Below are 18,725 nucleotides of genomic sequence, written 5' to 3'. Positions count from 1 at the left end.
AACACCAGATCGCTTGGCGATTAGATGCCGAGACCGCCGAAGCGCTTGTTGAACTTCGAAACGCGGCCAGCGCGGTCGAGCATCTGCTGGTTGCCGCCCGTCCATGCCGGATGGGACTTGCTGTCGATTTCGAGGTTCATGACAGCGCCTTCGGAACCCCAGGTCGAGCGGGTTTCGTATTCGGTGCCGTCGGTCATTACTACCTTGATGGTGTGGTAGTCGGGATGAATGCTTGCCTTCATAACAATCTTCCTGTCATGGCAGGGTCCATTTGTCGCAAGGCATTGCGGCAACCGAACCGATTGAATAAATGAAGCCGCAGTCCGGTTAGGCCACGGCTTCCAATTAAGATGGCGTGCCTATACATGAAGGCGGCAGGGATAACAAGGGGCGAAAACGTCAAGGCCCTTGCTGATATGGGGATTGGAGACGACTTGTCGGAAATTGGTCAGGCAGAAGAAAAGAGAAACAGATCAATCCGGCCCCTTGGACGACTGGCACCTTATCTCAAGCGCTATCGGGGCATGGTCGCCGGAGCGATCGTTGCCCTCGTCGCCGCTGCCGTCACATCCCTTGCCTTGCCGATCGCCGTGCGGCGCATGATTGATCACGGCTTCGATCAGGCCGACCGCGGCCTCATCGACAGCTACTTCATCGCCATCATGATCATGGCTCTGATCTTGGCTGCCGCGAGTGCGCTGCGCTACTACTTCGTCATCTCGATCGGCGAGCGCATCGTTTCCGACATCCGTCGCGAGGTCTTCGATCACGTGACACGGCTGTCCCCCTCCTTCTTCGACGTCAACCAGTCGGGCGAGATCGTCTCGCGCCTCACGGCCGATACGACGCAGATCAAGTCCGCGGTCGGCGCAACGGCTTCGGTGGCGCTGCGCAATCTCATCCTCTGCCTCGGAGCGGTCGGGATGATGATCGTTACGAGCCCGAAGCTGTCGAGCATCGTGCTGATCGCAATTCCCGTCATCGTCTTGCCGCTGGTGAGCTTCGGCCGCTCCGTGCGCAAGCGCTCCCGCGCCGCGCAGGACACGCTGGCCAACGCGTCCTCCTATGCCAACGAAACCATCGCCGCCAGCCGCACGATACAGGCCTATAATGGCGAGGATGCAGCCTCCAGACATTATGGCGCCGCCGTCGAGAATGCCTATCAGGCGGCGCGCGCTGCCATCACATCGCGCTCGTTGTTGACGGGCTTCGCCATTACCATGGTCTTCGGCAGTATCGTGGCGGTTCTCTGGGTCGGCGCGCAGAACGTGCTTGCGGGCACGATGTCGGCGGGAACGCTCGGCCAGTTCCTCCTCTATTCCGTCATCGCCGGCTCTTCGCTCGGCTCGCTGTCGGAAGTCTGGGGAGAGCTCTCACAAGCAGCCGGTGCGGCCGACCGCCTCGGTGAACTACTTGCCGAGGTATCCCCGATCGCAGCGCCTGCCAATCCGGTGCCTCTGCCACAGCCGGAAGGCCGGGTAGATTTCTCGGACGTGCATTTCTTCTATCCGTCTCGGCCCGGCAGATCGGCACTACACGGACTTTCCTTCTCGGTTAAGCCGGGCGAGACGGTCGCAATCGTCGGCGCCTCCGGTGCCGGCAAGAGCACCATCTTTTCGCTGCTTCTGCGCTTCTATGATCCGCAGCAGGGCAGCGTCTCCGTCGATGGCGTCGTTATCAGCAGCGTCTTGCCCGAGGCATTGCGCGAACGCATTGCCATCGTGCCGCAGGATACGACGATCTTCGCCACTTCGATCCACGACAACATCGCCTTCGGCCGTCCGGGTGCATCCCGAGACGAGGTGCGAGCCGCCGCCGCCGCAGCACAAGCGGATGAGTTCATCTCGCGCCTGGAGCAGGGATACGACACACAGGTGGGCGAGCGTGGCGTGACGCTTTCCGGCGGCCAGCGCCAGCGTATCGCCATTGCCCGCGCCATTTTGAAAAACGCACCTATTCTGCTGCTCGACGAAGCGACGTCCGCCCTCGATGCGGAGAGTGAAACACTCGTTCAGAAGGCTCTCGAAAGCCTGATGGAAGCGCGCACCACCCTTGTCATCGCCCATCGGCTTGCAACCGTGCTCAAGGCAGACCGCATTCTCGTGCTGGATCAGGGCCGTATCGTCGAGGAAGGCACGCATCAGAGCCTCATCCGCCATGGCGGCATCTATGCGAAGCTTGCGCGCCTGCAATTCGACGCTGCGATCGAAGAACGCATGTTGATTGCGAAGTAACGCAAACCGGGTCAAATCGAGCCACATACAACCATGTAGAAATAACTTTGAAGTTGAGCTAGATTTTCAGCGTTATCCCACGCTGACGCGATTCTAGGAGACGAGAACCAATGTATAAATTTGAAGTCTACAAGGACAAAGCCGGCGAGTTTCGCTTCCGCTTCAGGGCCTCGAACGGAGAAATCATGTTCGGATCCGAAGGCTACAAGGCGAAGGCCTCGGCTCTCCATGCCATCGAATCCATCAAGGCTCACGCTCCTGGCGCGGCTCTCGAAGACCAGACGACCGCTACCGCCTAAGACTTCGCGTCAAAGCTTCCCATAAAGATCGGCCGGCCGTTGTTCGACGCGCCGGCCGTTTTCTTTTCTCGGCGATGGATTTGTGAAATCGTCGCAATCGCAGCGGAGCCCTGCAATCGCGTCTCCTGACCCTGCTGAGCACATATACTGAAGCTGACCGATTACTTCTCGGTCAGCTTCAGTTCGATGCGGCGGTTGGTGGCGCGCGCTTCCGGCGTATCACCGGGAGCGATTGGCTGGAACTCACCAAAGCCGGCGGCAACGAGCCTGTCGGATGGCACACCCTGCAAAATCAGGAACTTGACGACGGCGATTGCACGCGCCGAAGACAGCGCCCAGTTATCCGCATAGCGACCACTGCCGGACAGAGGCACATTGTCGGTATGGCCATCGACGCGCAGCACCCAGTTGATCTCAGGTGGAATCTCCTTGGCGAGATCGATCAAGGCAGCCGCGAGCTTGGCCATCTCCGCCTGGCCAGCCGGATTGAGATCGGCGGCACCCGACGGGAACAACACTTCGGACTGGAAGACGAAGCGGTCACCGACGATACGGATATTGTCGCGGTCCGAAAGAATCTCACGCAACCGGCCAAAGAAGTCCGAGCGATAGCGGTTCAGCTCCTGCACGCGCTGCGCCAGCGCCACATTCAGCCGCCGCCCGAGGTCGGCGATCTTCACCTGGGATGACTGATCCTTGGCTTCGGAGGCTTGAAGTGCGGCTTCGACGGCAGCGATCTGGCTGCGCAGCGCGGCAATCTGCTGGTTGAGAAGATCTACCTGGCTGAGCGCACGCGCGCTTGCCTGCTTCTGGTCGTCAAGCTGCTGCGTAAGCGTGCCGACTTTCGTCTCGGCGGCCTGACTGCTACCGGAGCCAGCCGCAAGCAACGCCTGCAGACGCGAACGCTCGCTTTCCGCTGAGGACAGCGAGGCCTGCAGGTTGGCAACCGTATCTTCAAGATCCTGCTTGCCATTCTTCTCCAACGCCAGCTGTTCGACAAGATCATTGATACGGCTGTTGAGGCGATTGAGCACCTCGTCGCGACCAGAAATTTCGCGGCTAAGAATGAACTGGCCGACGACGAAGACGGTCAGCAGGAACATGATGGCCATGAGCAGCGTCGACAGCGCATCGACGAAGCCTGGCCAATAGTCGACGGATCTCTGGTGACGTCGGTTGCGAGCGAGCGCCATGGGTTACTTGCTCCCGGTCTTCTCGACATGGCTGATGCGATCGGCAAGCCGGTCGAGCGTGCGCCGCATCGATTTCGCCTCTTCCTGCTGAGCCTCGATCCAGTCTCGCAACATCTGTTGCTCGTTGCGCATGTTCTTGACCAGTCCCTGAATGCCTTCAGCAAGGTTCGCCATCGCGGTTACCGACCGCTGACCGCCGCCCTCGTCGGCGATCTTGCGCAGGTAGTCCGACAGCGCCCGCATATCCTCCGAGGAGGAGCCAGCTGCATTTTCGATGACGGGAGCGATATCGGAGCCGACATCCGTGACCGAGGAAAGCCAGTTTTCAAGCTCGGTATAGAAGCGGTTCTGCGCACGCCCCGCCTGCAGGTCAAGGAAGCCGAGGATCAGCGAGCCGGAAAGGCCGAGCAGCGACGACGAGAAGGCCGTGCCCATGCCGACGAGCGGACCAGAAAGGCCGGATTTCAGGGCGCTCAGAATATCGCCGCTGTTGCCGGTACCGGCATCGAGGCCCTGGATAACGTCATTGATCGAGCCGATCGTGCCGATCAGGCCCCAGAAGGTACCGAGCAGGCCGAGGAAAACGAGCAGGCCGATGAGATAGCGCGAGGTATCGCGCGATTCGTCGAGGCGCGTGGCGATCGAGTCGAGAATGGAGCGCAGCGTCGCAGTCGAGAGCTGCATCGCGCGGCGATTGCCGAGCAGCGCGCGCATCGGCGCCAGCAGCCGCGGATTGCGGCCGACCTTGTCCGCATTGCCGACGGCGCGGAAATGATTGAACCAGCGAACCTCGGGCCTCAGCATCAGCACGTGATTGAAAACCAGCAGAATGCCGACGACGAGAACCCCGACGATCAAGCCGTTGAGACCGGGATTGTGCAGGAAGGCGACCTGAGCCTGGCGGAACAGGATGGCCACGATGAAACCGACGATGACCAGGAAAAGGATCATCGTCCAGAAGAAGGCCATCGGGCTTGAGAGCTTGTAGGTGTAGTTTCCCGATACGTTGTCGGTCGATCCCAGATCCGACAGTTTCACATTTTCCATCATACGCTCCGCCGCCGCATTTTCCGCAGCGGAGACTAGAGCAACATTGTGCCGAATTGAAGAGACGGAAAGCACAAAACAGCCCGTTGGCAACAGACTGTTTCATGACGGAAAGAACGGTCGGGCAGTAACTTACTTCGTCGGGATCGGCCGCTTGACGACCTCGGCAAGCGCCTTCTGGATATGTTCGTTGCCGCAAATGATCTCGCCGGTGTTGAGCATGTCGGTGCCGCCATCGAAATCCGAGACGAATCCGCCTGCTTCGCGCACGAACAGAATGCCTGCTGCCACATCCCAGGGGGACAGGCCGGTTTCCCAGAAGCCGTCGAAACGGCCAGCCGCCACATAGGCGAGATCGAGCGCCGCGGAACCGAGGCTGCGTATGCCGGCGGCTTCGCCCATGGCGTGACGCAACTCGACAAGGAACTTGCCGTGGCTGCCGCGGCCAAGATTCGGGATGCCGCAGCCGATGACGCTGTCGGAAAGCACCCGGCGCGAGGCAACGCGCAGACGACGGTCGTTGAGGAATGCACCACCGCCGCGCTCCGACGTGTAGAGTTCATCCGTCGCCGGATTGAAAGTAACGCCTGCCACGATTTCGCCGTTGCGCTCCAGAGCGACGGAAACCGCAAACAACGGAATGCCGTGCAGGAAGTTGGTGGTGCCGTCGAGGGGATCGACGATCCAGCGGTGAGCGCCGTCCGTACCCTTGATCTCATCGCCCTCTTCGCCGAGGAAACCATAGGTCGGGCGTGCCTTCATCAACTCGTCGCGGATGATCTTCTGTGCCTTGAGGTCGGCCTGGCTGACGAAATCGCCCGGTCCCTTCACCGAAACCTGCAGGTTCTGCACTTCGCCGAAATCGCGGCTGAGCGACTTGCCTGCCTTGAGGGCAGCCTGAACCATGACATTGAGAAGAGCAGAACGGGCCATCGGGTTTCCTTGGATAATGCAGAAGGTGCTGACCGGACCCGAAATCGGGGCCCCGGCGGAGCGGCAGCGTCAGCGCAAATAAAAGATTGGCGGCCTCAAGACCATAAAATCGGGGGAATTTCAAGTGGTGAGGCAGTTGCGGGCGCAAACTGCCGCAACGGAGCGCACAATTAGACCGCATTGAGGGCGATTGTTACCGTGCGCGGCGGTATTTGTTGGCGGCTTCGATGGCCGCCTTCTGCTGATAGTCTTCGATGCCCTGATAGAAATCCTCAAGCTCCGGATCCCTGAGGCCGGCGCGACGGGAAATGACGTACCAGGTCGCTGCTGCCACAGGATCCTGCTTCGTGCCGATGGCATTGATATAGAGGTGCGCGAGCTTGTTCTGCGCGACGACATTGCCGCGATAGGCGGCAACCCGCATCCAGTTGAAGCCGTTTTCGAGATCCTGATTGCCGCCCGTACCGTTGATCAGCCAGATGCCCATGTCGAGCTGAGCAGTATCGAAACCGGCGTTGGCGGCGCGCGACAACCACTCGCGGGCACGCGCCTTCTTCTCCGGCGGCAGATCCGGGAGATTGAGATAGAGCTGCGAGACGGCATATTGCGCATCGGCAATGCCCTGCTCGGCGGACTTCTCATAATAGGGGAGCGCCACCTGCAGCCCCTTCAACCCGGGCTTTTCCGCAGTAATCATCTGCGCCACGTTGAATTCGGCGGAAGCCTGGCCGGCGTCGGCCGCCTTCCGCATCCACTGATCCGCCTTCTTCTGATCGCGGGGGACGTCGCGCCCTTCCATCAGGACCAGCGCGTATTTGAACATGGCCGTGGCATCGCCGCCCTCGGCCGCCTTGCTATACCAGAAGGCAGCATCCTTGGTGTCGCGTTTGACACCCAGACCCTGCGTCATCAGCTCGGCAATCAGAGTTTGCGCAGCTGGATCGCCAAGCTGCGCCCGCGGCAAGGCACGTTGAAAGGCGGTCAGGTAATAGCCGCGCTGGAAGGCGCCATAGGCATCATCCACCTTGCCGGCGTAAGGTTTTTCCGGAGGCAGGTCGGGCAACTTCGCGCCCATGCGCTCGAACACGCCCACGCCGGCCGATGGCTTGATGTTGCTATCGGCCTTGGGCTCTGCGCTCGGCTGGATCTTTTCAGTCTTGAAGGTGTTGACATCGGCATTCAGCGGCCGCGTGACGATGCTCTGGTTTGATTGCGGCACATCCTTGTCCGCAGCAGCAGAGGAATCATCGGGCTGTGCGTTGTCGTCAGGTCGCGCACCCTTTTCCGCCGGCGTCGTCACGCCCGGCAGCGACGTATCGCCGCCGGTTCCCGACTGTGCCACGGCCAGTAGCGGAAATGTCACAAGCCCGGCTGCAAGCAGGGCGAGAAAGGATCGATGGCGGAATCGTGGCTTCGGCGACATGAATCGCTATCAATCCTCAAACCGTGGCGCTTTTTCGTCGAGAAGCGCATTCACTTCCGCAACGATAGCAGGCGCATTCGCCGGTTCGGCAAAAACCGCTGCGCGCAAGGCGACGAACTCGGCGCCGCTCAAGGCAACGTCCAGCGCCGATTTCGGATCCGTGCCACCCATGACGATGCAGGGGATCTCGATCATCGAAGCCCACCATTCGCCGAGCGCCACATTCTTCGGATGCGCTTCCGGCTTGATATCGCCGTCCAGCTTGCCGAAGAAGATATAGTCCGGACGAAGCTCCCCGACCTCGAGAGCGCTGTGCCTTTCGGTGGCGTTGCCACCGCCGACGATCAGCTTCGGCGTGAATTTTTCCACCGCCTCGGCAAGCTCCGCGACATTGCCTGTAATGTGCAAACCGTCGGCCTTGGCGCGGCCGGCCACGCGGGTATCGCCTGATATCAGCGCCGCGGCACCCGCGGCCTGCACCACCGGCACGAGCCTTTCGGCATGCTTCTGGAAGGTCCCGTCATCCAGCCCATACTGGGGAATGATGACCGAGGCGACATCGCCGCCCCTAAGAGCATCGGCAACAATCTTTGCCTGTTCCTCCATATCGGCGATATCGGGAACGATGAGAACGAGGCGGCAACGATCTTCGGGCACGGTCATGCGAGCTTCCATGGTTTCGGGCTTACCGTCAGGGACGATGCACCGGTTCGACAATCGTGAGTAAATCCGTTAGTCCGCTCTGACAAGGGGCAGCCGCCGAAACTGGCCTCGCGGAGCCGGTATCCAGCGCGAATAACGCGCCCGCAATCGCTCCTTGCAACACAATCTATCGTGCAGCGCACAATTAACTTGCCGCACCCTAGCGTTTGACGTAGCCTTTCCTCATGTCGACCATGGATCCCTTCGCAGCCATCGCGGACCCGAACCGGCGCTACTTGCTGGAGGAGCTGCGACGCTCACCCAAAACGGTCAATGAGCTGGCGCAAGGCCTGCCGATCAGCCGCCCTGCCGTGTCGCAGCATCTCAAGGCATTGCTCGATAGCAATCTCGTTTCCGTGACCAATGAAGGCACGAAACGCATATATGCCGTCAACAGCCGCGGCTTCGATAAACTCAATTTATGGCTGGATCAATTCTGGGCCTAAGGCGCCGCCTGCGCATGAGGTTTTTGCTCTGCACGGTCTCTATCGCAATGTAGTCAGACACTTTCGCGCGGCATATCTAAGGAAAGCTGCGCCGACCCACCCTGACACTGTAACGTCGGCGCACTCGCTCTAGGCGGCGATAGTTTTCGATCCTGACGGCTATTCCGGAACCTCTCGATCCGCTGGCCTACCCGCCAAGATCGATGATTTTGATCTTCTGACGCTTTGCGTCAGTGCACCGACGAACGAAGACGCTGGATTTCGTCTTTGACGCGCAATTTCCTGCGCTTGATGTCAGCTATTGTGGTATCATTGATAGAGGGAGACGTCAGTGCCAGATGTAGCTCCTCCTCCAGAGCGACATGTTTCTTTTCGAGCGATTCAAGATGAGCTTGAACAGTCATATGACCCTTCCTTCCTCTTTGGGGGCCCTGACCATCCATTCGCCAAGGCCCTAGGTGTCAACCCTCCCACTGTGCCATAATATCGAGCCCTTGTCGAAGGCGAAAACGTGGCCTATAGGCGGCAAATTCGTGATGAAGGATAACTTCCCGTTACCGCCATTTGATGATAGGAGCTTGCGGGATTTAAGAGGCGGAAGACATGCGATTCCGCGATATGCTGGGGAAATGAACATGGCCGATCAGGAACAGGCGGAAATCAGGCTGATCGTGGCGCGGCTGCGCCAGGAACACGAGGATTATGATGCCGCAATCAATGCCATGATCCAGACGGGCTGCGAGGCCCTTCGCATCCAGCGCATGAAGAAGAAGAAGCTCGTCATCAAGGACAAGCTTTCCAAGCTGGAAGACCAGATTATTCCCGACATCATAGCCTGAGGAGCATAACGCGACGATGATGACCGAAAGACCGCCTGTCGCCATCATCATGGGAAGCCAGTCCGACTGGGAAACCATGAAAAATGCCGCAGACACTCTTGAAGCCCTGGAGATCACCTATGATGCGCGCATCATTTCAGCGCATCGCACGCCCGACAGGCTGGTGAGTTTCGCCAAGGGCGCAAGGGATGAAGGCTTCAAGGTCATCATTGCCGGCGCCGGTGGCGCGGCCCATCTTCCCGGCATGGCCGCCTCCATGACGCCGCTGCCTGTTTTCGGCGTGCCGGTGCAGTCCCGCGCGCTCTCCGGGCAGGATAGCCTCCTCTCCATCGTGCAGATGCCGGCCGGTATCCCCGTCGGAACGCTGGCGATCGGCAAGGCCGGGGCGGTGAATGCCGCCCTTCTCGCCGCCGCGGTCCTGGCGCTTGGCGACGAAGAGATCGCCGAGCGGCTCGACGAATGGCGCGCGCGACAGAGCGCCGCCGTTGCCGAATATCCAATGGACGACCTATGACCGAAAAAACGATCGGCATCATCGGCGGCGGCCAGCTCGGCCGCATGCTGGCCATGGCGGCTGCACGCCTGAATTTTCGCACCCTCATCCTCGAACCGCAGGTGGATTGTCCGGCAGCGCACGTTGCCAGCGAGCAGATCGTCGCCGCCTATGACGATCCGGCAGCACTTGCCGAACTGGCACGGCGCTGCGATGTCGTGACATATGAGTTCGAGAACGTTCCGGTCCATGCTGCCGAGAAGCTCGCGGCGGATGTGGACGTCTATCCGCCGCCAAAAGCACTCGAGATGGCGCAGGACCGGCTGACCGAGAAGCGCTTCATCAACGGTTGCGGCATTCCGACCGCACGCTTCCATGCCATCGACAGCCAGGCCGATCTTGAAGCCGCCCTTGCCGATTTCGGTGGTCAGGGCGTGCTGAAGACTCGCCGTCTCGGTTATGACGGCAAGGGCCAGCGCGTCTATCGCTCCACCGCCGACAGCCCCGAAGGCGGCTATGCGGCGCTGGGCGGCGTACCCCTTATCCTTGAAAGCTTCGTCTCCTTCGATCGCGAGATTTCCATCATTGCCGCCCGCGGTTTCGATGGGGCGGTTGCCTGCTACGATCCCGCCGAGAACGTCCACCGTGACGGTATCCTCCATACATCGACCCTGCCCGCCGGCATTTCCGAACAGACAGCCGTCGCCGCACGCGAGGCCGCCGACAGGATATTGACGGCACTCGGCTATGTCGGCGTGATCGGCATCGAGTTTTTCGCCCTTTCCGACGGAAGCCTGATCGCCAATGAAATGGCACCGCGCGTGCACAATTCCGGTCACTGGACGGAGGCCGCCTGCGTCATCTCGCAATTCGAGCAGCATATCCGTGCCGTCGCCGGCTTGCCGCTCGGAAATCCACAGCGCCATTCGGCCTGTGTCATGACGAATCTGATCGGCGACGACATTCTGGCCCTGCCGGAATGGCTGAGCCTTGACGATACCTTGGTGCACCTTTACGGCAAGAGCGAAGCCCGGCCCGGCCGTAAAATGGGCCATGTTACACAGCTTCTCCGCTAAGAGCGGCGGGAAAAAGCCCCTGACATGGTTGACAGGGCACGGGCGACAGGGTATTTGCTCCCCACCCTAAAGAGCGCGCCCCGAGCGCGCTTTTGATTGTTAAAGACACGGGCGAATGTGACATTCCCCCTCGAACATCGCGGATCAGAAAAATGAAGATCAAGAATTCGCTCAAGTCGCTCAAGGCGCGCCACCGTGACAACCGTCTCGTTCGCCGCAAGGGCCGCATTTACATCATCAACAAGCTGAACCCGCGCTACAAGGCTCGTCAGGGCTGATATAGCGCGTGGCTCTGATCCCTCGGATCGAGCGCACAGTTTTAGTTGATCGCATCAAATTTGTTTTTGATCTTCGACACTGGCGGGCTACTATGCCCGCCATGCGCGTTTTAGCTTTGCCCTATTTTGCTCTTCCGATTCTGCTTGCCTTGAGTTTAGCAACGCCGCAAACGGCGACGGCTGACGATTCGAGCAATGTCGCCGAACGGAAGGATCCTAGCGATGCCTCCGGCAGTCTCTCGCCCAAGCAACGGCTCGACAATCTCTTCACCTCACTGAAGCGTCAGCGCGATCCCGATCAGGCAAGCCTGATTGCAGATCAGATCAATGCCGAACTCAGCGATTCCGGCAGCGCTACGGTCAATCTCCTGATGCAATGGGCCGATAAGGCCATTCTGGACAAGCGCAACGCCGCCGCGATGGACTATCTGGATCAGGTGATCTCGCTGAGGCCTAATTATGCCGAAGGCTGGAACAGGCGCGCGACACTCAACTTCGCCATCGGCGACTACCGCAAGTCGATGGAAGACATCAACCAGGTCCTGCGGATCGAGCCGCGCCATTTTGGTGCGATTGCCGGCATGGCGGCGCTTCTGACGGAACGCGGCAATGACGCGCTTGCACTGAAGACCTGGGAGCGTTTCCTCGAGATCTATCCGGCGAATCGCGCGGCGCAAGAAGAGGTAAGCAAGCTTTCGGAGAAAATTGCCGGCAGCCGCACCTGAAGCGAGGCCGCAAGCGCAGCTATCGCTCGTCGCGGAAACTGCGTCCCAAGGGGTGAAAAGCCGCGATAATGCACTAGATTAGTGGCTTACGATATCTGATCCGTGCCGCGATGATCGATTCTCTGCTCACTGCTGTCATTACGTTTGTTGTCTTCGCTGCGGGCTTTTCCGCATACAAGACGCGCGAGATCGAGCAAACCTATCCCAACATCGGCGAGTTAACCGACATCGGTGGCTATCGCCTCAATGCGGTGCATCTGCCGCGTCCGGCATCGGCCGACCTCCCTGCCCTCGTCTTCATCCACGGCGCAAGCGGCAATCTGCGCGACCAGCTCGCTGCCTTTGCCGGCCCCTTGAGCGGTCGCGCTGAAATGCTCTTCATCGATCGCCCCGGCCATGGCTATTCCGAGCGCGGGCCGGCGGAAAATGCATTTCCCTCGGGTCAGGCCGATGCCATCGCAAGATTGATCGACAAGCGCGGCATCAAGAGCGCCATCATCATCGGCCACTCGTTCGGCGGCGCCATCGCCGCCGCATTCGGCATGCGACATCCGGACAGGACCGAAGGACTGTTGTTCCTCGCACCAGCCACGCATCCCTGGCCCGGCGGCGTCGACTGGTACTATACGCTCGCCGCGATGCCCATCTTGGGCTGGCTTTTCACGCATCTCGTCGTCATGCCGATCGGTCTGCGCAGGGTCGAGACCGGTACGCTCAGCATCTTTCACCCCAACGCGCGGCCGGCGGACTACATCATGAAGACGGCGCCGGAGCTGGTGCTGCGGCCTCATACCTTCCGCAACAATGCCACCGACGTGGTCAATCTCCTTGCCTATGTCTCCACCCATGCGCCGCGCTACAACGAGATCAAGGCACCCACCGTCATCATCACCGGCGATAGCGACGACATCGTACTGGAGGAGCTGCATTCGCGCGGGCTTGCGCGCGATATTGCCGGCGCCGAGCTCGTCACCATCCGCAATCTCGGCCACAAGCCCGACTATGTGACGACCGATGTCGCGATTGCCGCCTTAGAACGGCTGGCCGGCCAGCCGCGCGATCTGCAGATGCTTGCCGCGCAGGCGGAAATCCGCATCACCAGCCTCACCGGGGAAGCGTCGCAGGCCAATGAAGTATCTCAGGTCGTAACGACATCGTAGCCGGGTGCATCCTCGAAAATCCGGCTCTGCGGTACCATCTCGACGGTTTGCCGCACCGACTGCAGGATGATTGATGCCAGACGCTCCGTCGCAGGGCTCGCCTCGGCCTCGGCGCGATGCAGCACGAGATCGAGCTTTGGCAAAGCCGGCAGGCCGGCCTCGCCGGGCGTCATTTGCCGAACCTTCTGCGGCAGACCGAGCGGCGTGCGCAGCGCAAGTCCGAGGCCGGCCGCCGTCGCTGCCCACAGACCTCCAAGGCTCGGGCTGACGAAGGATATCCGCCAGCCGATGCCGGCGCGGTCGAGCGTTTTCGTCGCAATATTCCGCAGCAGGCATGGCGCCTCGAGCGAGGCGAGCGGCATGGCCTCGCCGCCGTCGGCGTGCCATTGCATGTCGCCGTTCGCGGGGCCGACCCAGCAGAGCGGCACTTCGGCAACGCGATCCGTATGAGCGGTGCGAAAGCCGTCACTCCAAGCAAGCGCTAAGTCAAGTTTGCCAGACGTGACCCGCTCGACCAGCTCGACATTACGCACAACGCGCGCCTCGATACGCACCTTCGGATGCGCGCGGGCAAACCGCCCAAGCACCTCAGGCAGCAGGGTTTCACCGAAATCCTCCTGCAATCCCAGCCGCACCCAGCCCTCAAGCTCGGTTCCATGCAGCGCCGTGGCAGCCTCGTCATTCAGATCCAGCAGCCGCCGGGCATAGCCGAGCATGGTCTCGCCTGCGTCCGTCAGCGCCAGCCCCCGGCCCGCCTTGCGGAAGATGGGCGTACCCGCCTGCTCCTCAAGCTTCTTGAGCTGCGCACTGATGGCAGAGGTCGAACGACCCAGGCGGTCAGCCGCCTTGGCGTAGCTGCCGAGATCCATGCCGGTGACGAAGCTGCGCAGCACATCGAGATCGAAGATAATCTTCCGCATGGATAATCATCCATATTTTTGGGACTATAAATCCAGAATTATCTGATTTTCGGGACGATTATCTACTGGCATTCTATGATCGTCAAGAGACACGGAAACAGGAGCAATTCCATGCCATTCACCCGTATCACCCTTCTGCGCGGCAAATCGCCGGAATATCTCAAGGCACTGTCGGACAATTTTCATCGCGCCCTGGTCGAGGCCTTCGATACGCCGCCGACCGATCGCTTCCAGTCGATCCATCAACTGGAGCCGCATGAACTTATCTTCGATCGGACCTATCTCTCCAGCAAACCGCGTTCGGACGATTACGTTTTCTTCGACGTCACGATTGGCAAGCCGCGCAGCACCGAAACCAAGAAGGCCTTCTATCGCCGCGTTGCCGAGCTTCTTGCCGATGCGCCTGGCGTCCGCGCCGAGGACATCATGATCACCATCACGACCGCGACGCGCGAGGATTGGTCTTTCGCCGATGGCCGCGCCCAGATGATCGAACAGGTTTGAGAGCCATGTCACAGGCCACATCTATCCAGTCGCCCGCCATTCATCGTGCCGGCACGAATATGCGGCAATCGCCCGAGGGGATTGCGACAGCCTCCTTCCTGGTCGAATCGCTGGTGGAAAGCAGTGAGAATGGCGGCTTGACCGCCATGCGCTGCGACCTCGAACCCGGCATCATGACGCGCTGGCATACGCATCCGCATGGGCAGATCCTCTATGTTCTGTCCGGCGTCGGCCTTGCCGAACGCTTCGGCGGCCCGGCAGAAGAGTTGCGCGCCGGCGATTGCATCAGCTTCGCACCGAATGAACGCCATCGGCACGGTGCGGCACCGGAACATCCCTTTTCCTATATCAGCATCCAGGCGGTACAGGATGGAAGCGCCGTAACCTGGCTGGAGGAATGACCAATGATCGCCATGCAATATAACTTCGCCCTTCCCGCGGATTACGACATGGCGATCATCGATCGCCGCATCCGCGAGAAAGGCCCGCTGCTCGACAATCTCCCCGGCTTGAAGTTCAAGGCTTACCTGACGGCGAGAAAGGGTGATGCGGTGACGGAGAGCCGGCAGAACTTCTATTCTCCCTTCTACGTCTGGCAGCAGGAAGAAGGCCTGAGCGATTTCGTCTGCGGTCCCGGCTTCCTTGCCTTGAGCGAGAACTTCGGCCGCCCCCAGATCAATACCTGGATCGCCTGGCACGCAGATACGTCAAAGGATATTCGAAGCACCAAATTTGCCACGCGCGAGGTGATCGGGATCGATGCCGCAACATCACTCGCCGAACTCCGCGCAAACGAGACTGAGGCGGCAGCGCAGGCCATATCCGATGGCGAAGCGCTGGCATCGGTGGTCGCCTTCGAGCCGACGCACTGGACCCTGGTGCGCTTCCGCCTGTTGGCTGAACCATCGAAGGATGCGGCAAGATCCGGCCTGCAGACATACAATGTCGGGCATCTCTCACTGCCCGGCGTCGCCTGAAGTGTCACGGAGACAATCTCATTGTTTTAAAGGAGAGGTGCGCGCTTTATGGATGGAAAGTCTTTCTGAAGCAGAAGAGTGATCCCTCCATGGTCGATATTGCAATGATCGAAGCCGCCCGCACTCGCCTCGGCGGTCGGGCCCGGCGCACGCCGCTCCTCTCCTCTCCCTTTCTCGACGAGATTGCCGGCCGCCGCCTGTTCGTGAAAGCCGAGTGCCTGCAACACTCCGGTTCCTTCAAGTTTCGCGGCGGCTGGTCGGCGGTCTCGGCGCTGGAGCCAACCGTACGCGCCAGGGGGGTGATCGCCTTCTCGTCCGGCAATCACGCTCAAGGCGTGGCACTGGCGGCAAAGCTGCATGGCGTCCCCGCCGTCATCATCATGCCGACGGACGCTCCGAAGCTGAAGATCGCCAATACCCGCGCCTTCGGTGCAGAAGTGGTGCTCTATGACCGCGTCAAGGAAGATCGCGACGAGATCGGCGCACGCATTTCCAAGGAGCGCGGCTTGACGCTCATCAAGCCCTTCGACGAGCCGCAGGTCATCGCCGGCCAGGGAACGACCGGACTCGAAATCGCCGAACAGGCTGCCGAGGAAGGCATCGAGGCGGCAAGCGTCCTCGTCCCCTGCGGTGGTGGCGGCTTGACCTCGGGCATCGCGCTGGCGCTCGAATCCCGCGCTCCTCGCTTCAAGGTGCATCCCTGCGAACCACAGGACTTCGACGATACCGCCCGCTCGCTCGCCTCGGGCAAGATCGAACGCAATGCTGCGCTGCAAGGCTCGATCTGCGATGCGATCATCACACCGCAGCCGGGCAACATCACCTACCCGATCCTGAAGCGTCTTTGCGGCCCCGGCCTCGTCGTGACAGATGAGGAAGTGCAAAAAGCCATGGCACTTGCCTTCACTCGCTTGAAGATTGTTGTGGAACCGGGCGGCGCCGTCGCGCTGGCGGCAGCGCTGTTCCACGGCAAGGATATCGGCGGCGATACAGCGATCGCCATCACCTCGGGCGGCAATGTCGATCAAGATGTCTTTGAAGCGGCTCTGAACCGCCACTAGACCTCAGTTGGTGGCGCGACGATAGAGCGCCAGCGATCCGGCAAGAGCCAGCAGCGCGCCGCCACAGGCGCGCTCGAGCCATTTCGCCCCTTCCGATTTCAGCACCCTTACCGCCTGCGAGCCGAAAACGGCGTAGGCTAACATGATGGTGAAATCGAGCGTAGCGAAGATGGCGCCCAGAATGATGTATTGCTGCAGCTGCGGCGCCGAGGGGTCGATAAACTGTGGCAGGAAAGCCGAGAAGAAAAGATAGCCCTTCGGGTTGGTGACGGCGACCATGAAGCTCTTCAGGCCAATGGAAAATGCCGTTCCCTTCGGCTGCGTTGCGCTCGCCCGCAAGGCGCCGTCGATACCCCCCTTTGAGCGCAGCATCATGATGCCGAGAAAGGCAAGATAGGCCGCCCCCACCCATTTCAGAGCCGAGAACCAGAACTCGGAGGCGGCGAGCAGAGCACCAAGACCAATGGTGACGGCACTGATCAGAACCGCATCGGAAAGAACAGCACCGATCATGCCCGGCAAGGCGCGTCTGACCCCGAAACGCGAACCATTCGTCAGCGCCAGAAGCACGGTCGGTCCGGGCGTTGCGATACCGATGAAGGAAACGGCGGCAAAGGCGAGCAGCGTGGTCAGATGCATGATGTCCCTCCTCTTTGAGCAAGGAAGGTTGCATGTGGTGCGACGGTTAGCAAGTACCGGCATGGTTTCCTGCGTGTCACGTTTCGATACCCTCCATCGCCTCTCGACAGACCTAACCGCCCCTCCCCGCGCGCCTCAGCAACGCGGAAGAGAGACCTGCTGCCCCTTAGCTGCAATCATCCCCCTGAGGTCGGCATTGGCGCTCAAGGTGATGAAGCCTTCGCCACGAGCGGGCTTGAGATAGGTCGACACGGCCAAAGGTCCCGCGGGGATGGTCTCGCGCGTACAGCCGCCGGTCACGGTAATCTCGATGCTGCCGCGCACGCGCGGCCCATGCTGAAGTGAAGCGCGTGTGCGTTCCTGGATCGCTGCCAGCCGCGGCACATCCGTCGGCGCGACCCGCCAGGCACTCAGCGCAAACCCAGATTTGACCTCCGTGGCCAGAGATTGCAGCTCTGCCGGCTCGGTCGTTTCAAGAAGGACGAACCTGTCGACGGTTTCATCGCTGCTGCCGTCGGTCTTCGTCTTCACGGTCATCACGAAATCACCCGGCCGCAAGGCCAGCGCGGAAGGTTGACGCAGCCCGGCCCTGACCTCGGCAAAATCCATGGTGAGGAAATCGAGCCGGGCGAGCTTCGGCAGGCTGGAAAGCGGCGTGCTCAGGCAGCCACCCAATGCGAGCAAGGCAAGCAGCATGAAGACGCGCAGAATAACGAGGGATATCGGCATAAGAATTCCTCATTGACGATCATTAATTATCGTAATACAGAAATTAAATATCGAGTCAATTGGAGCGTTCTCATGACGCATATCATCGATCACCCACCGGCACGGGTGACGGATCGCCGCCGGCGCTGGGCACGCATCATGTCCGGATCGACCGTTGCGGGCATGGTCTTCACGGTCGCGGCCATGATCTGGATATGGGTCGATAAGAGCACCGTTCAGACCATGCTGGCGCCTTATCTCGGCATCGCCGGTTCCCCCGTAACGGTCACATTGGCCACTCAACTCATGGGACTGGCCCTGTCCGCGCCGCCGGCTGCCCTGCTCGTCTATCTCCTGCTGCAGGCGCGCGTGGTCTTCACTGGCTTTATCGCCGGTCATGCCATCACCGATATCGCCGCAGCGCGGGTATGGCGTATCGGCATGATCCTGATCGCCAAGGGCCTTCTTTTGCCGTTCTGGCGGATGGCGGCCAGCGTTCTCATCACGCTCGGCAATCCTCCCGGACAGAGACTTGCGGCCCTGACCGTAAGCCTTGACGATATTCTGTGGGCGATTGTCGGAGGGCTTCTCGTCGCCATCGGCTGGACCTTGCGGGAAGCGGCCCGCATCGCCGATGAGAATGCGAATTTCGTCTAAAGAGTTTTCGCTTTTCTTCGCGTGGCGAAAAGCTCTATCTCTTTGTTTTTGTGCACTCTGGATGCGAAGCCGCCGTGCATTCTCATGGAAATGCTTTCATGGCGATCCTCGTCAATCTCGATGTCATGCTAGCGCGCCGAAAGATGCGTTCAAAGGAATTGGCCGCTGAGGTGGGCATCACGGAAGCCAATATCTCGTTGTTGAAATCCGGCAAGGTGAAGGGCATCCGCTTCGAGACCCTGGAGGCGATCTGCAAAGCGCTGGATTGCCAACCGGGCGATCTTCTCGAGTTCGTCGGCGACGAAGATTCGCGATTGAGCCGCCCAGACGCGGGATAAGTGCGCGCACGTTGGCAACGACGCGATCAGCTTCCCCTCCAAGAAAAAACCCGCCCTCTTTAGAAGGCGGGTT

Annotated in this window: 25 protein-coding genes; 15 read left to right on the top strand and 10 right to left on the bottom strand. The window is 60.4% G+C overall.

Annotated features, from left to right (window positions below; translation table 11 throughout):
• Positions 1 to 20: 20 nt before the first annotated feature.
• The gene (rpmE, locus tag GGD46_RS05700; protein WP_184702656.1) at positions 21 to 242 is read right to left on the bottom strand and encodes a 50S ribosomal protein L31; all 222 of its coding nucleotides are present in this window, start codon (positions 240 to 242) and stop codon (positions 21 to 23) included.
• Between the two features lie 174 nt (positions 243 to 416).
• Here rpmE and GGD46_RS05695 point away from each other — a divergent pair, with 174 nt between their 5' ends.
• Positions 417 to 2,234 (top strand): ABC transporter transmembrane domain-containing protein, encoded by a 1,818-nt coding sequence (locus GGD46_RS05695; RefSeq protein ID WP_409527665.1) that lies wholly within the window; start codon positions 417 to 419, stop codon positions 2,232 to 2,234.
• A gap of 110 nt (positions 2,235 to 2,344) precedes the next feature.
• Positions 2,345 to 2,533, top strand: a complete 189-nt coding sequence (locus GGD46_RS05690) for a YegP family protein (protein WP_184702652.1) — start codon at positions 2,345 to 2,347, stop codon at positions 2,531 to 2,533.
• Positions 2,534 to 2,694: 161 nt separating this feature from the next.
• On the opposite strand, the gene GGD46_RS05685 is transcribed toward GGD46_RS05690, so the two are convergent.
• From GGD46_RS05685 to GGD46_RS05665, 5 genes are all read right to left on the bottom strand, one after another.
• Complete coding sequence (locus tag GGD46_RS05685) at positions 2,695 to 3,726, bottom strand: peptidoglycan -binding protein (protein ID WP_184702650.1); 1,032 nt, start codon at positions 3,724 to 3,726, stop codon at positions 2,695 to 2,697.
• Between the two features lie 3 nt (positions 3,727 to 3,729).
• Complete coding sequence (locus GGD46_RS05680) at positions 3,730 to 4,773, bottom strand: flagellar motor protein MotA (RefSeq protein ID WP_184702648.1); 1,044 nt, start codon at positions 4,771 to 4,773, stop codon at positions 3,730 to 3,732.
• A 132-nt stretch (positions 4,774 to 4,905) separates the two neighbouring features.
• On the bottom strand, positions 4,906 to 5,706 hold the full coding sequence (locus GGD46_RS05675; protein WP_184702646.1) for an inositol monophosphatase family protein: 801 nt from the start codon (positions 5,704 to 5,706) through the stop codon (positions 4,906 to 4,908).
• 193 nt (positions 5,707 to 5,899) lie between these two features.
• Positions 5,900 to 7,129 (bottom strand): tetratricopeptide repeat protein, encoded by a 1,230-nt coding sequence (locus GGD46_RS05670; RefSeq protein ID WP_246806220.1) that lies wholly within the window; start codon positions 7,127 to 7,129, stop codon positions 5,900 to 5,902.
• Between the two features lie 9 nt (positions 7,130 to 7,138).
• Positions 7,139 to 7,792, bottom strand: a complete 654-nt coding sequence (locus tag GGD46_RS05665; RefSeq protein ID WP_184702643.1) for a thiamine phosphate synthase — start codon at positions 7,790 to 7,792, stop codon at positions 7,139 to 7,141.
• A gap of 224 nt (positions 7,793 to 8,016) precedes the next feature.
• On the opposite strand from GGD46_RS05665, the gene GGD46_RS05660 reads away from it, so the two are divergent.
• On the top strand, positions 8,017 to 8,277 hold the full coding sequence (locus GGD46_RS05660; protein WP_184702641.1) for a helix-turn-helix transcriptional regulator: 261 nt from the start codon (positions 8,017 to 8,019) through the stop codon (positions 8,275 to 8,277).
• A 230-nt stretch (positions 8,278 to 8,507) separates the two neighbouring features.
• Here GGD46_RS05660 and GGD46_RS05655 read toward each other — a convergent pair whose 3' ends face one another.
• Entirely contained in the window at positions 8,508 to 8,681 is a 174-nt protein-coding gene (locus tag GGD46_RS05655; protein ID WP_184702639.1) for a YdcH family protein, read from the bottom strand.
• 231 nt (positions 8,682 to 8,912) lie between these two features.
• Here GGD46_RS05655 and GGD46_RS05650 point away from each other — a divergent pair, with 231 nt between their 5' ends.
• The 6 genes from GGD46_RS05650 to GGD46_RS05625 all read left to right on the top strand — a co-directional run bounded on the left by GGD46_RS05650 (position 8,913) and on the right by GGD46_RS05625 (position 12,848).
• Positions 8,913 to 9,116, top strand: coding sequence for a YdcH family protein (locus GGD46_RS05650; protein WP_037151625.1), 204 nt, complete (start codon positions 8,913 to 8,915; stop codon positions 9,114 to 9,116).
• 19 nt (positions 9,117 to 9,135) lie between these two features.
• Positions 9,136 to 9,630, top strand: a complete 495-nt coding sequence (gene purE, locus GGD46_RS05645; protein WP_184703223.1) for a 5-(carboxyamino)imidazole ribonucleotide mutase — start codon at positions 9,136 to 9,138, stop codon at positions 9,628 to 9,630.
• The gene (locus GGD46_RS05640; RefSeq protein WP_184702637.1) at positions 9,627 to 10,685 is read left to right on the top strand and encodes a 5-(carboxyamino)imidazole ribonucleotide synthase; all 1,059 of its coding nucleotides are present in this window, start codon (positions 9,627 to 9,629) and stop codon (positions 10,683 to 10,685) included. The genes purE and GGD46_RS05640 overlap by 4 nt, the downstream gene beginning before the upstream one ends.
• A gap of 152 nt (positions 10,686 to 10,837) precedes the next feature.
• Positions 10,838 to 10,963 (top strand): type B 50S ribosomal protein L36, encoded by a 126-nt coding sequence (ykgO, locus tag GGD46_RS05635; protein WP_003582204.1) that lies wholly within the window; start codon positions 10,838 to 10,840, stop codon positions 10,961 to 10,963.
• Between the two features lie 92 nt (positions 10,964 to 11,055).
• A complete protein-coding gene (locus GGD46_RS05630) occupies positions 11,056 to 11,688 on the top strand; it encodes a hypothetical protein (protein ID WP_184702635.1) in 633 nt (210 codons plus the stop codon).
• Between the two features lie 110 nt (positions 11,689 to 11,798).
• Entirely contained in the window at positions 11,799 to 12,848 is a 1,050-nt protein-coding gene (locus GGD46_RS05625) for an alpha/beta fold hydrolase (RefSeq protein ID WP_184702633.1), read from the top strand.
• Here the strand turns inward: GGD46_RS05625 and GGD46_RS05620 are convergent.
• Positions 12,827 to 13,768, bottom strand: coding sequence for a LysR substrate-binding domain-containing protein (locus GGD46_RS05620; RefSeq protein ID WP_184702631.1), 942 nt, complete (start codon positions 13,766 to 13,768; stop codon positions 12,827 to 12,829). The two genes, GGD46_RS05625 and GGD46_RS05620, sit on opposite strands and share 22 nt — an antisense overlap.
• A gap of 111 nt (positions 13,769 to 13,879) precedes the next feature.
• Between GGD46_RS05620 and GGD46_RS05615 the strand changes: the two genes are divergently transcribed.
• The 4 genes from GGD46_RS05615 (at position 13,880) to GGD46_RS05600 (ending at position 16,310) form a co-directional block, all read left to right on the top strand.
• Positions 13,880 to 14,272 carry a tautomerase family protein gene (locus tag GGD46_RS05615; RefSeq protein ID WP_184702629.1) on the top strand — a complete coding sequence of 131 codons (393 nt, stop codon included), beginning with the start codon at positions 13,880 to 13,882 and terminating at the stop codon, positions 14,270 to 14,272.
• A gap of 5 nt (positions 14,273 to 14,277) precedes the next feature.
• Positions 14,278 to 14,673: a cupin domain-containing protein gene (locus GGD46_RS05610; RefSeq protein WP_184702627.1), complete on the top strand. Its 396-nt coding sequence runs from the start codon at positions 14,278 to 14,280 to the stop codon at positions 14,671 to 14,673.
• Positions 14,674 to 14,676: 3 nt separating this feature from the next.
• Complete coding sequence (locus GGD46_RS05605) at positions 14,677 to 15,249, top strand: DUF4865 family protein (protein WP_184702624.1); 573 nt, start codon at positions 14,677 to 14,679, stop codon at positions 15,247 to 15,249.
• Between the two features lie 89 nt (positions 15,250 to 15,338).
• Positions 15,339 to 16,310 carry a threonine/serine dehydratase gene (locus tag GGD46_RS05600; RefSeq protein ID WP_184702622.1) on the top strand — a complete coding sequence of 324 codons (972 nt, stop codon included), beginning with the start codon at positions 15,339 to 15,341 and terminating at the stop codon, positions 16,308 to 16,310.
• Positions 16,311 to 16,313: 3 nt separating this feature from the next.
• Here the strand turns inward: GGD46_RS05600 and GGD46_RS05595 are convergent, their stop codons facing one another.
• Together GGD46_RS05595 and GGD46_RS05590 are read right to left on the bottom strand one after the other, a co-directional pair.
• Positions 16,314 to 16,949, bottom strand: coding sequence for a LysE family translocator (locus GGD46_RS05595; RefSeq protein ID WP_184702620.1), 636 nt, complete (start codon positions 16,947 to 16,949; stop codon positions 16,314 to 16,316).
• Between the two features lie 135 nt (positions 16,950 to 17,084).
• The gene (locus GGD46_RS05590) at positions 17,085 to 17,678 is read right to left on the bottom strand and encodes a hypothetical protein (RefSeq protein ID WP_184702618.1); all 594 of its coding nucleotides are present in this window, start codon (positions 17,676 to 17,678) and stop codon (positions 17,085 to 17,087) included.
• Positions 17,679 to 17,750: 72 nt separating this feature from the next.
• Between GGD46_RS05590 and GGD46_RS05585 the strand changes: the two genes are divergently transcribed.
• On the top strand, positions 17,751 to 18,314 hold the full coding sequence (locus tag GGD46_RS05585; RefSeq protein WP_184702616.1) for a hypothetical protein: 564 nt from the start codon (positions 17,751 to 17,753) through the stop codon (positions 18,312 to 18,314).
• A 98-nt stretch (positions 18,315 to 18,412) separates the two neighbouring features.
• Positions 18,413 to 18,652, top strand: a complete 240-nt coding sequence (locus tag GGD46_RS05580; protein WP_184702614.1) for a helix-turn-helix transcriptional regulator — start codon at positions 18,413 to 18,415, stop codon at positions 18,650 to 18,652.
• The last annotated feature ends 73 nt before the right edge of the window (positions 18,653 to 18,725 follow it).

This window comes from Martinezella lusitana, from assembly GCF_014207095.1.
Lineage (GTDB): Bacteria > Pseudomonadota > Alphaproteobacteria > Rhizobiales > Rhizobiaceae > Rhizobium > Rhizobium lusitanum_B.
Note: the sequence above shows the minus strand (reverse complement) of the source record. Positions and strands in the feature narration are given on the sequence as shown.

Coding starts and splice junctions, on each gene's coding strand:
- GGD46_RS05665 (WP_184702643.1), bottom strand. CDS start 7,792: ATGACCGTGCCCGAAGATCGTTGCCGCCTCGTTCTCATCGTTCCCGAT.
- GGD46_RS05605 (WP_184702624.1), top strand. CDS start 14,677: ATGATCGCCATGCAATATAACTTCGCCCTTCCCGCGGATTACGACATG.
- GGD46_RS05615 (WP_184702629.1), top strand. CDS start 13,880: ATGCCATTCACCCGTATCACCCTTCTGCGCGGCAAATCGCCGGAATAT.
- GGD46_RS05600 (WP_184702622.1), top strand. CDS start 15,339: ATGGTCGATATTGCAATGATCGAAGCCGCCCGCACTCGCCTCGGCGGT.
- GGD46_RS05595 (WP_184702620.1), bottom strand. CDS start 16,949: ATGCATCTGACCACGCTGCTCGCCTTTGCCGCCGTTTCCTTCATCGGT.
- rpmE (WP_184702656.1), bottom strand. CDS start 242: ATGAAGGCAAGCATTCATCCCGACTACCACACCATCAAGGTAGTAATG.
- purE (WP_184703223.1), top strand. CDS start 9,136: ATGACCGAAAGACCGCCTGTCGCCATCATCATGGGAAGCCAGTCCGAC.
- GGD46_RS05585 (WP_184702616.1), top strand. CDS start 17,751: ATGACGCATATCATCGATCACCCACCGGCACGGGTGACGGATCGCCGC.
- GGD46_RS05685 (WP_184702650.1), bottom strand. CDS start 3,726: ATGGCGCTCGCTCGCAACCGACGTCACCAGAGATCCGTCGACTATTGG.
- GGD46_RS05675 (WP_184702646.1), bottom strand. CDS start 5,706: ATGGCCCGTTCTGCTCTTCTCAATGTCATGGTTCAGGCTGCCCTCAAG.
- GGD46_RS05650 (WP_037151625.1), top strand. CDS start 8,913: ATGGCCGATCAGGAACAGGCGGAAATCAGGCTGATCGTGGCGCGGCTG.
- GGD46_RS05690 (WP_184702652.1), top strand. CDS start 2,345: ATGTATAAATTTGAAGTCTACAAGGACAAAGCCGGCGAGTTTCGCTTC.
- GGD46_RS05655 (WP_184702639.1), bottom strand. CDS start 8,681: ATGACTGTTCAAGCTCATCTTGAATCGCTCGAAAAGAAACATGTCGCT.
- GGD46_RS05660 (WP_184702641.1), top strand. CDS start 8,017: ATGTCGACCATGGATCCCTTCGCAGCCATCGCGGACCCGAACCGGCGC.
- GGD46_RS05625 (WP_184702633.1), top strand. CDS start 11,799: ATGATCGATTCTCTGCTCACTGCTGTCATTACGTTTGTTGTCTTCGCT.
- GGD46_RS05630 (WP_184702635.1), top strand. CDS start 11,056: ATGCCCGCCATGCGCGTTTTAGCTTTGCCCTATTTTGCTCTTCCGATT.
- GGD46_RS05610 (WP_184702627.1), top strand. CDS start 14,278: ATGTCACAGGCCACATCTATCCAGTCGCCCGCCATTCATCGTGCCGGC.
- GGD46_RS05580 (WP_184702614.1), top strand. CDS start 18,413: ATGGCGATCCTCGTCAATCTCGATGTCATGCTAGCGCGCCGAAAGATG.
- GGD46_RS05590 (WP_184702618.1), bottom strand. CDS start 17,678: ATGCCGATATCCCTCGTTATTCTGCGCGTCTTCATGCTGCTTGCCTTG.
- GGD46_RS05640 (WP_184702637.1), top strand. CDS start 9,627: ATGACCGAAAAAACGATCGGCATCATCGGCGGCGGCCAGCTCGGCCGC.
- ykgO (WP_003582204.1), top strand. CDS start 10,838: ATGAAGATCAAGAATTCGCTCAAGTCGCTCAAGGCGCGCCACCGTGAC.
- GGD46_RS05670 (WP_246806220.1), bottom strand. CDS start 7,129: ATGTCGCCGAAGCCACGATTCCGCCATCGATCCTTTCTCGCCCTGCTT.
- GGD46_RS05695 (WP_409527665.1), top strand. CDS start 417: ATGGGGATTGGAGACGACTTGTCGGAAATTGGTCAGGCAGAAGAAAAG.
- GGD46_RS05680 (WP_184702648.1), bottom strand. CDS start 4,773: ATGGAAAATGTGAAACTGTCGGATCTGGGATCGACCGACAACGTATCG.
- GGD46_RS05620 (WP_184702631.1), bottom strand. CDS start 13,768: ATGCGGAAGATTATCTTCGATCTCGATGTGCTGCGCAGCTTCGTCACC.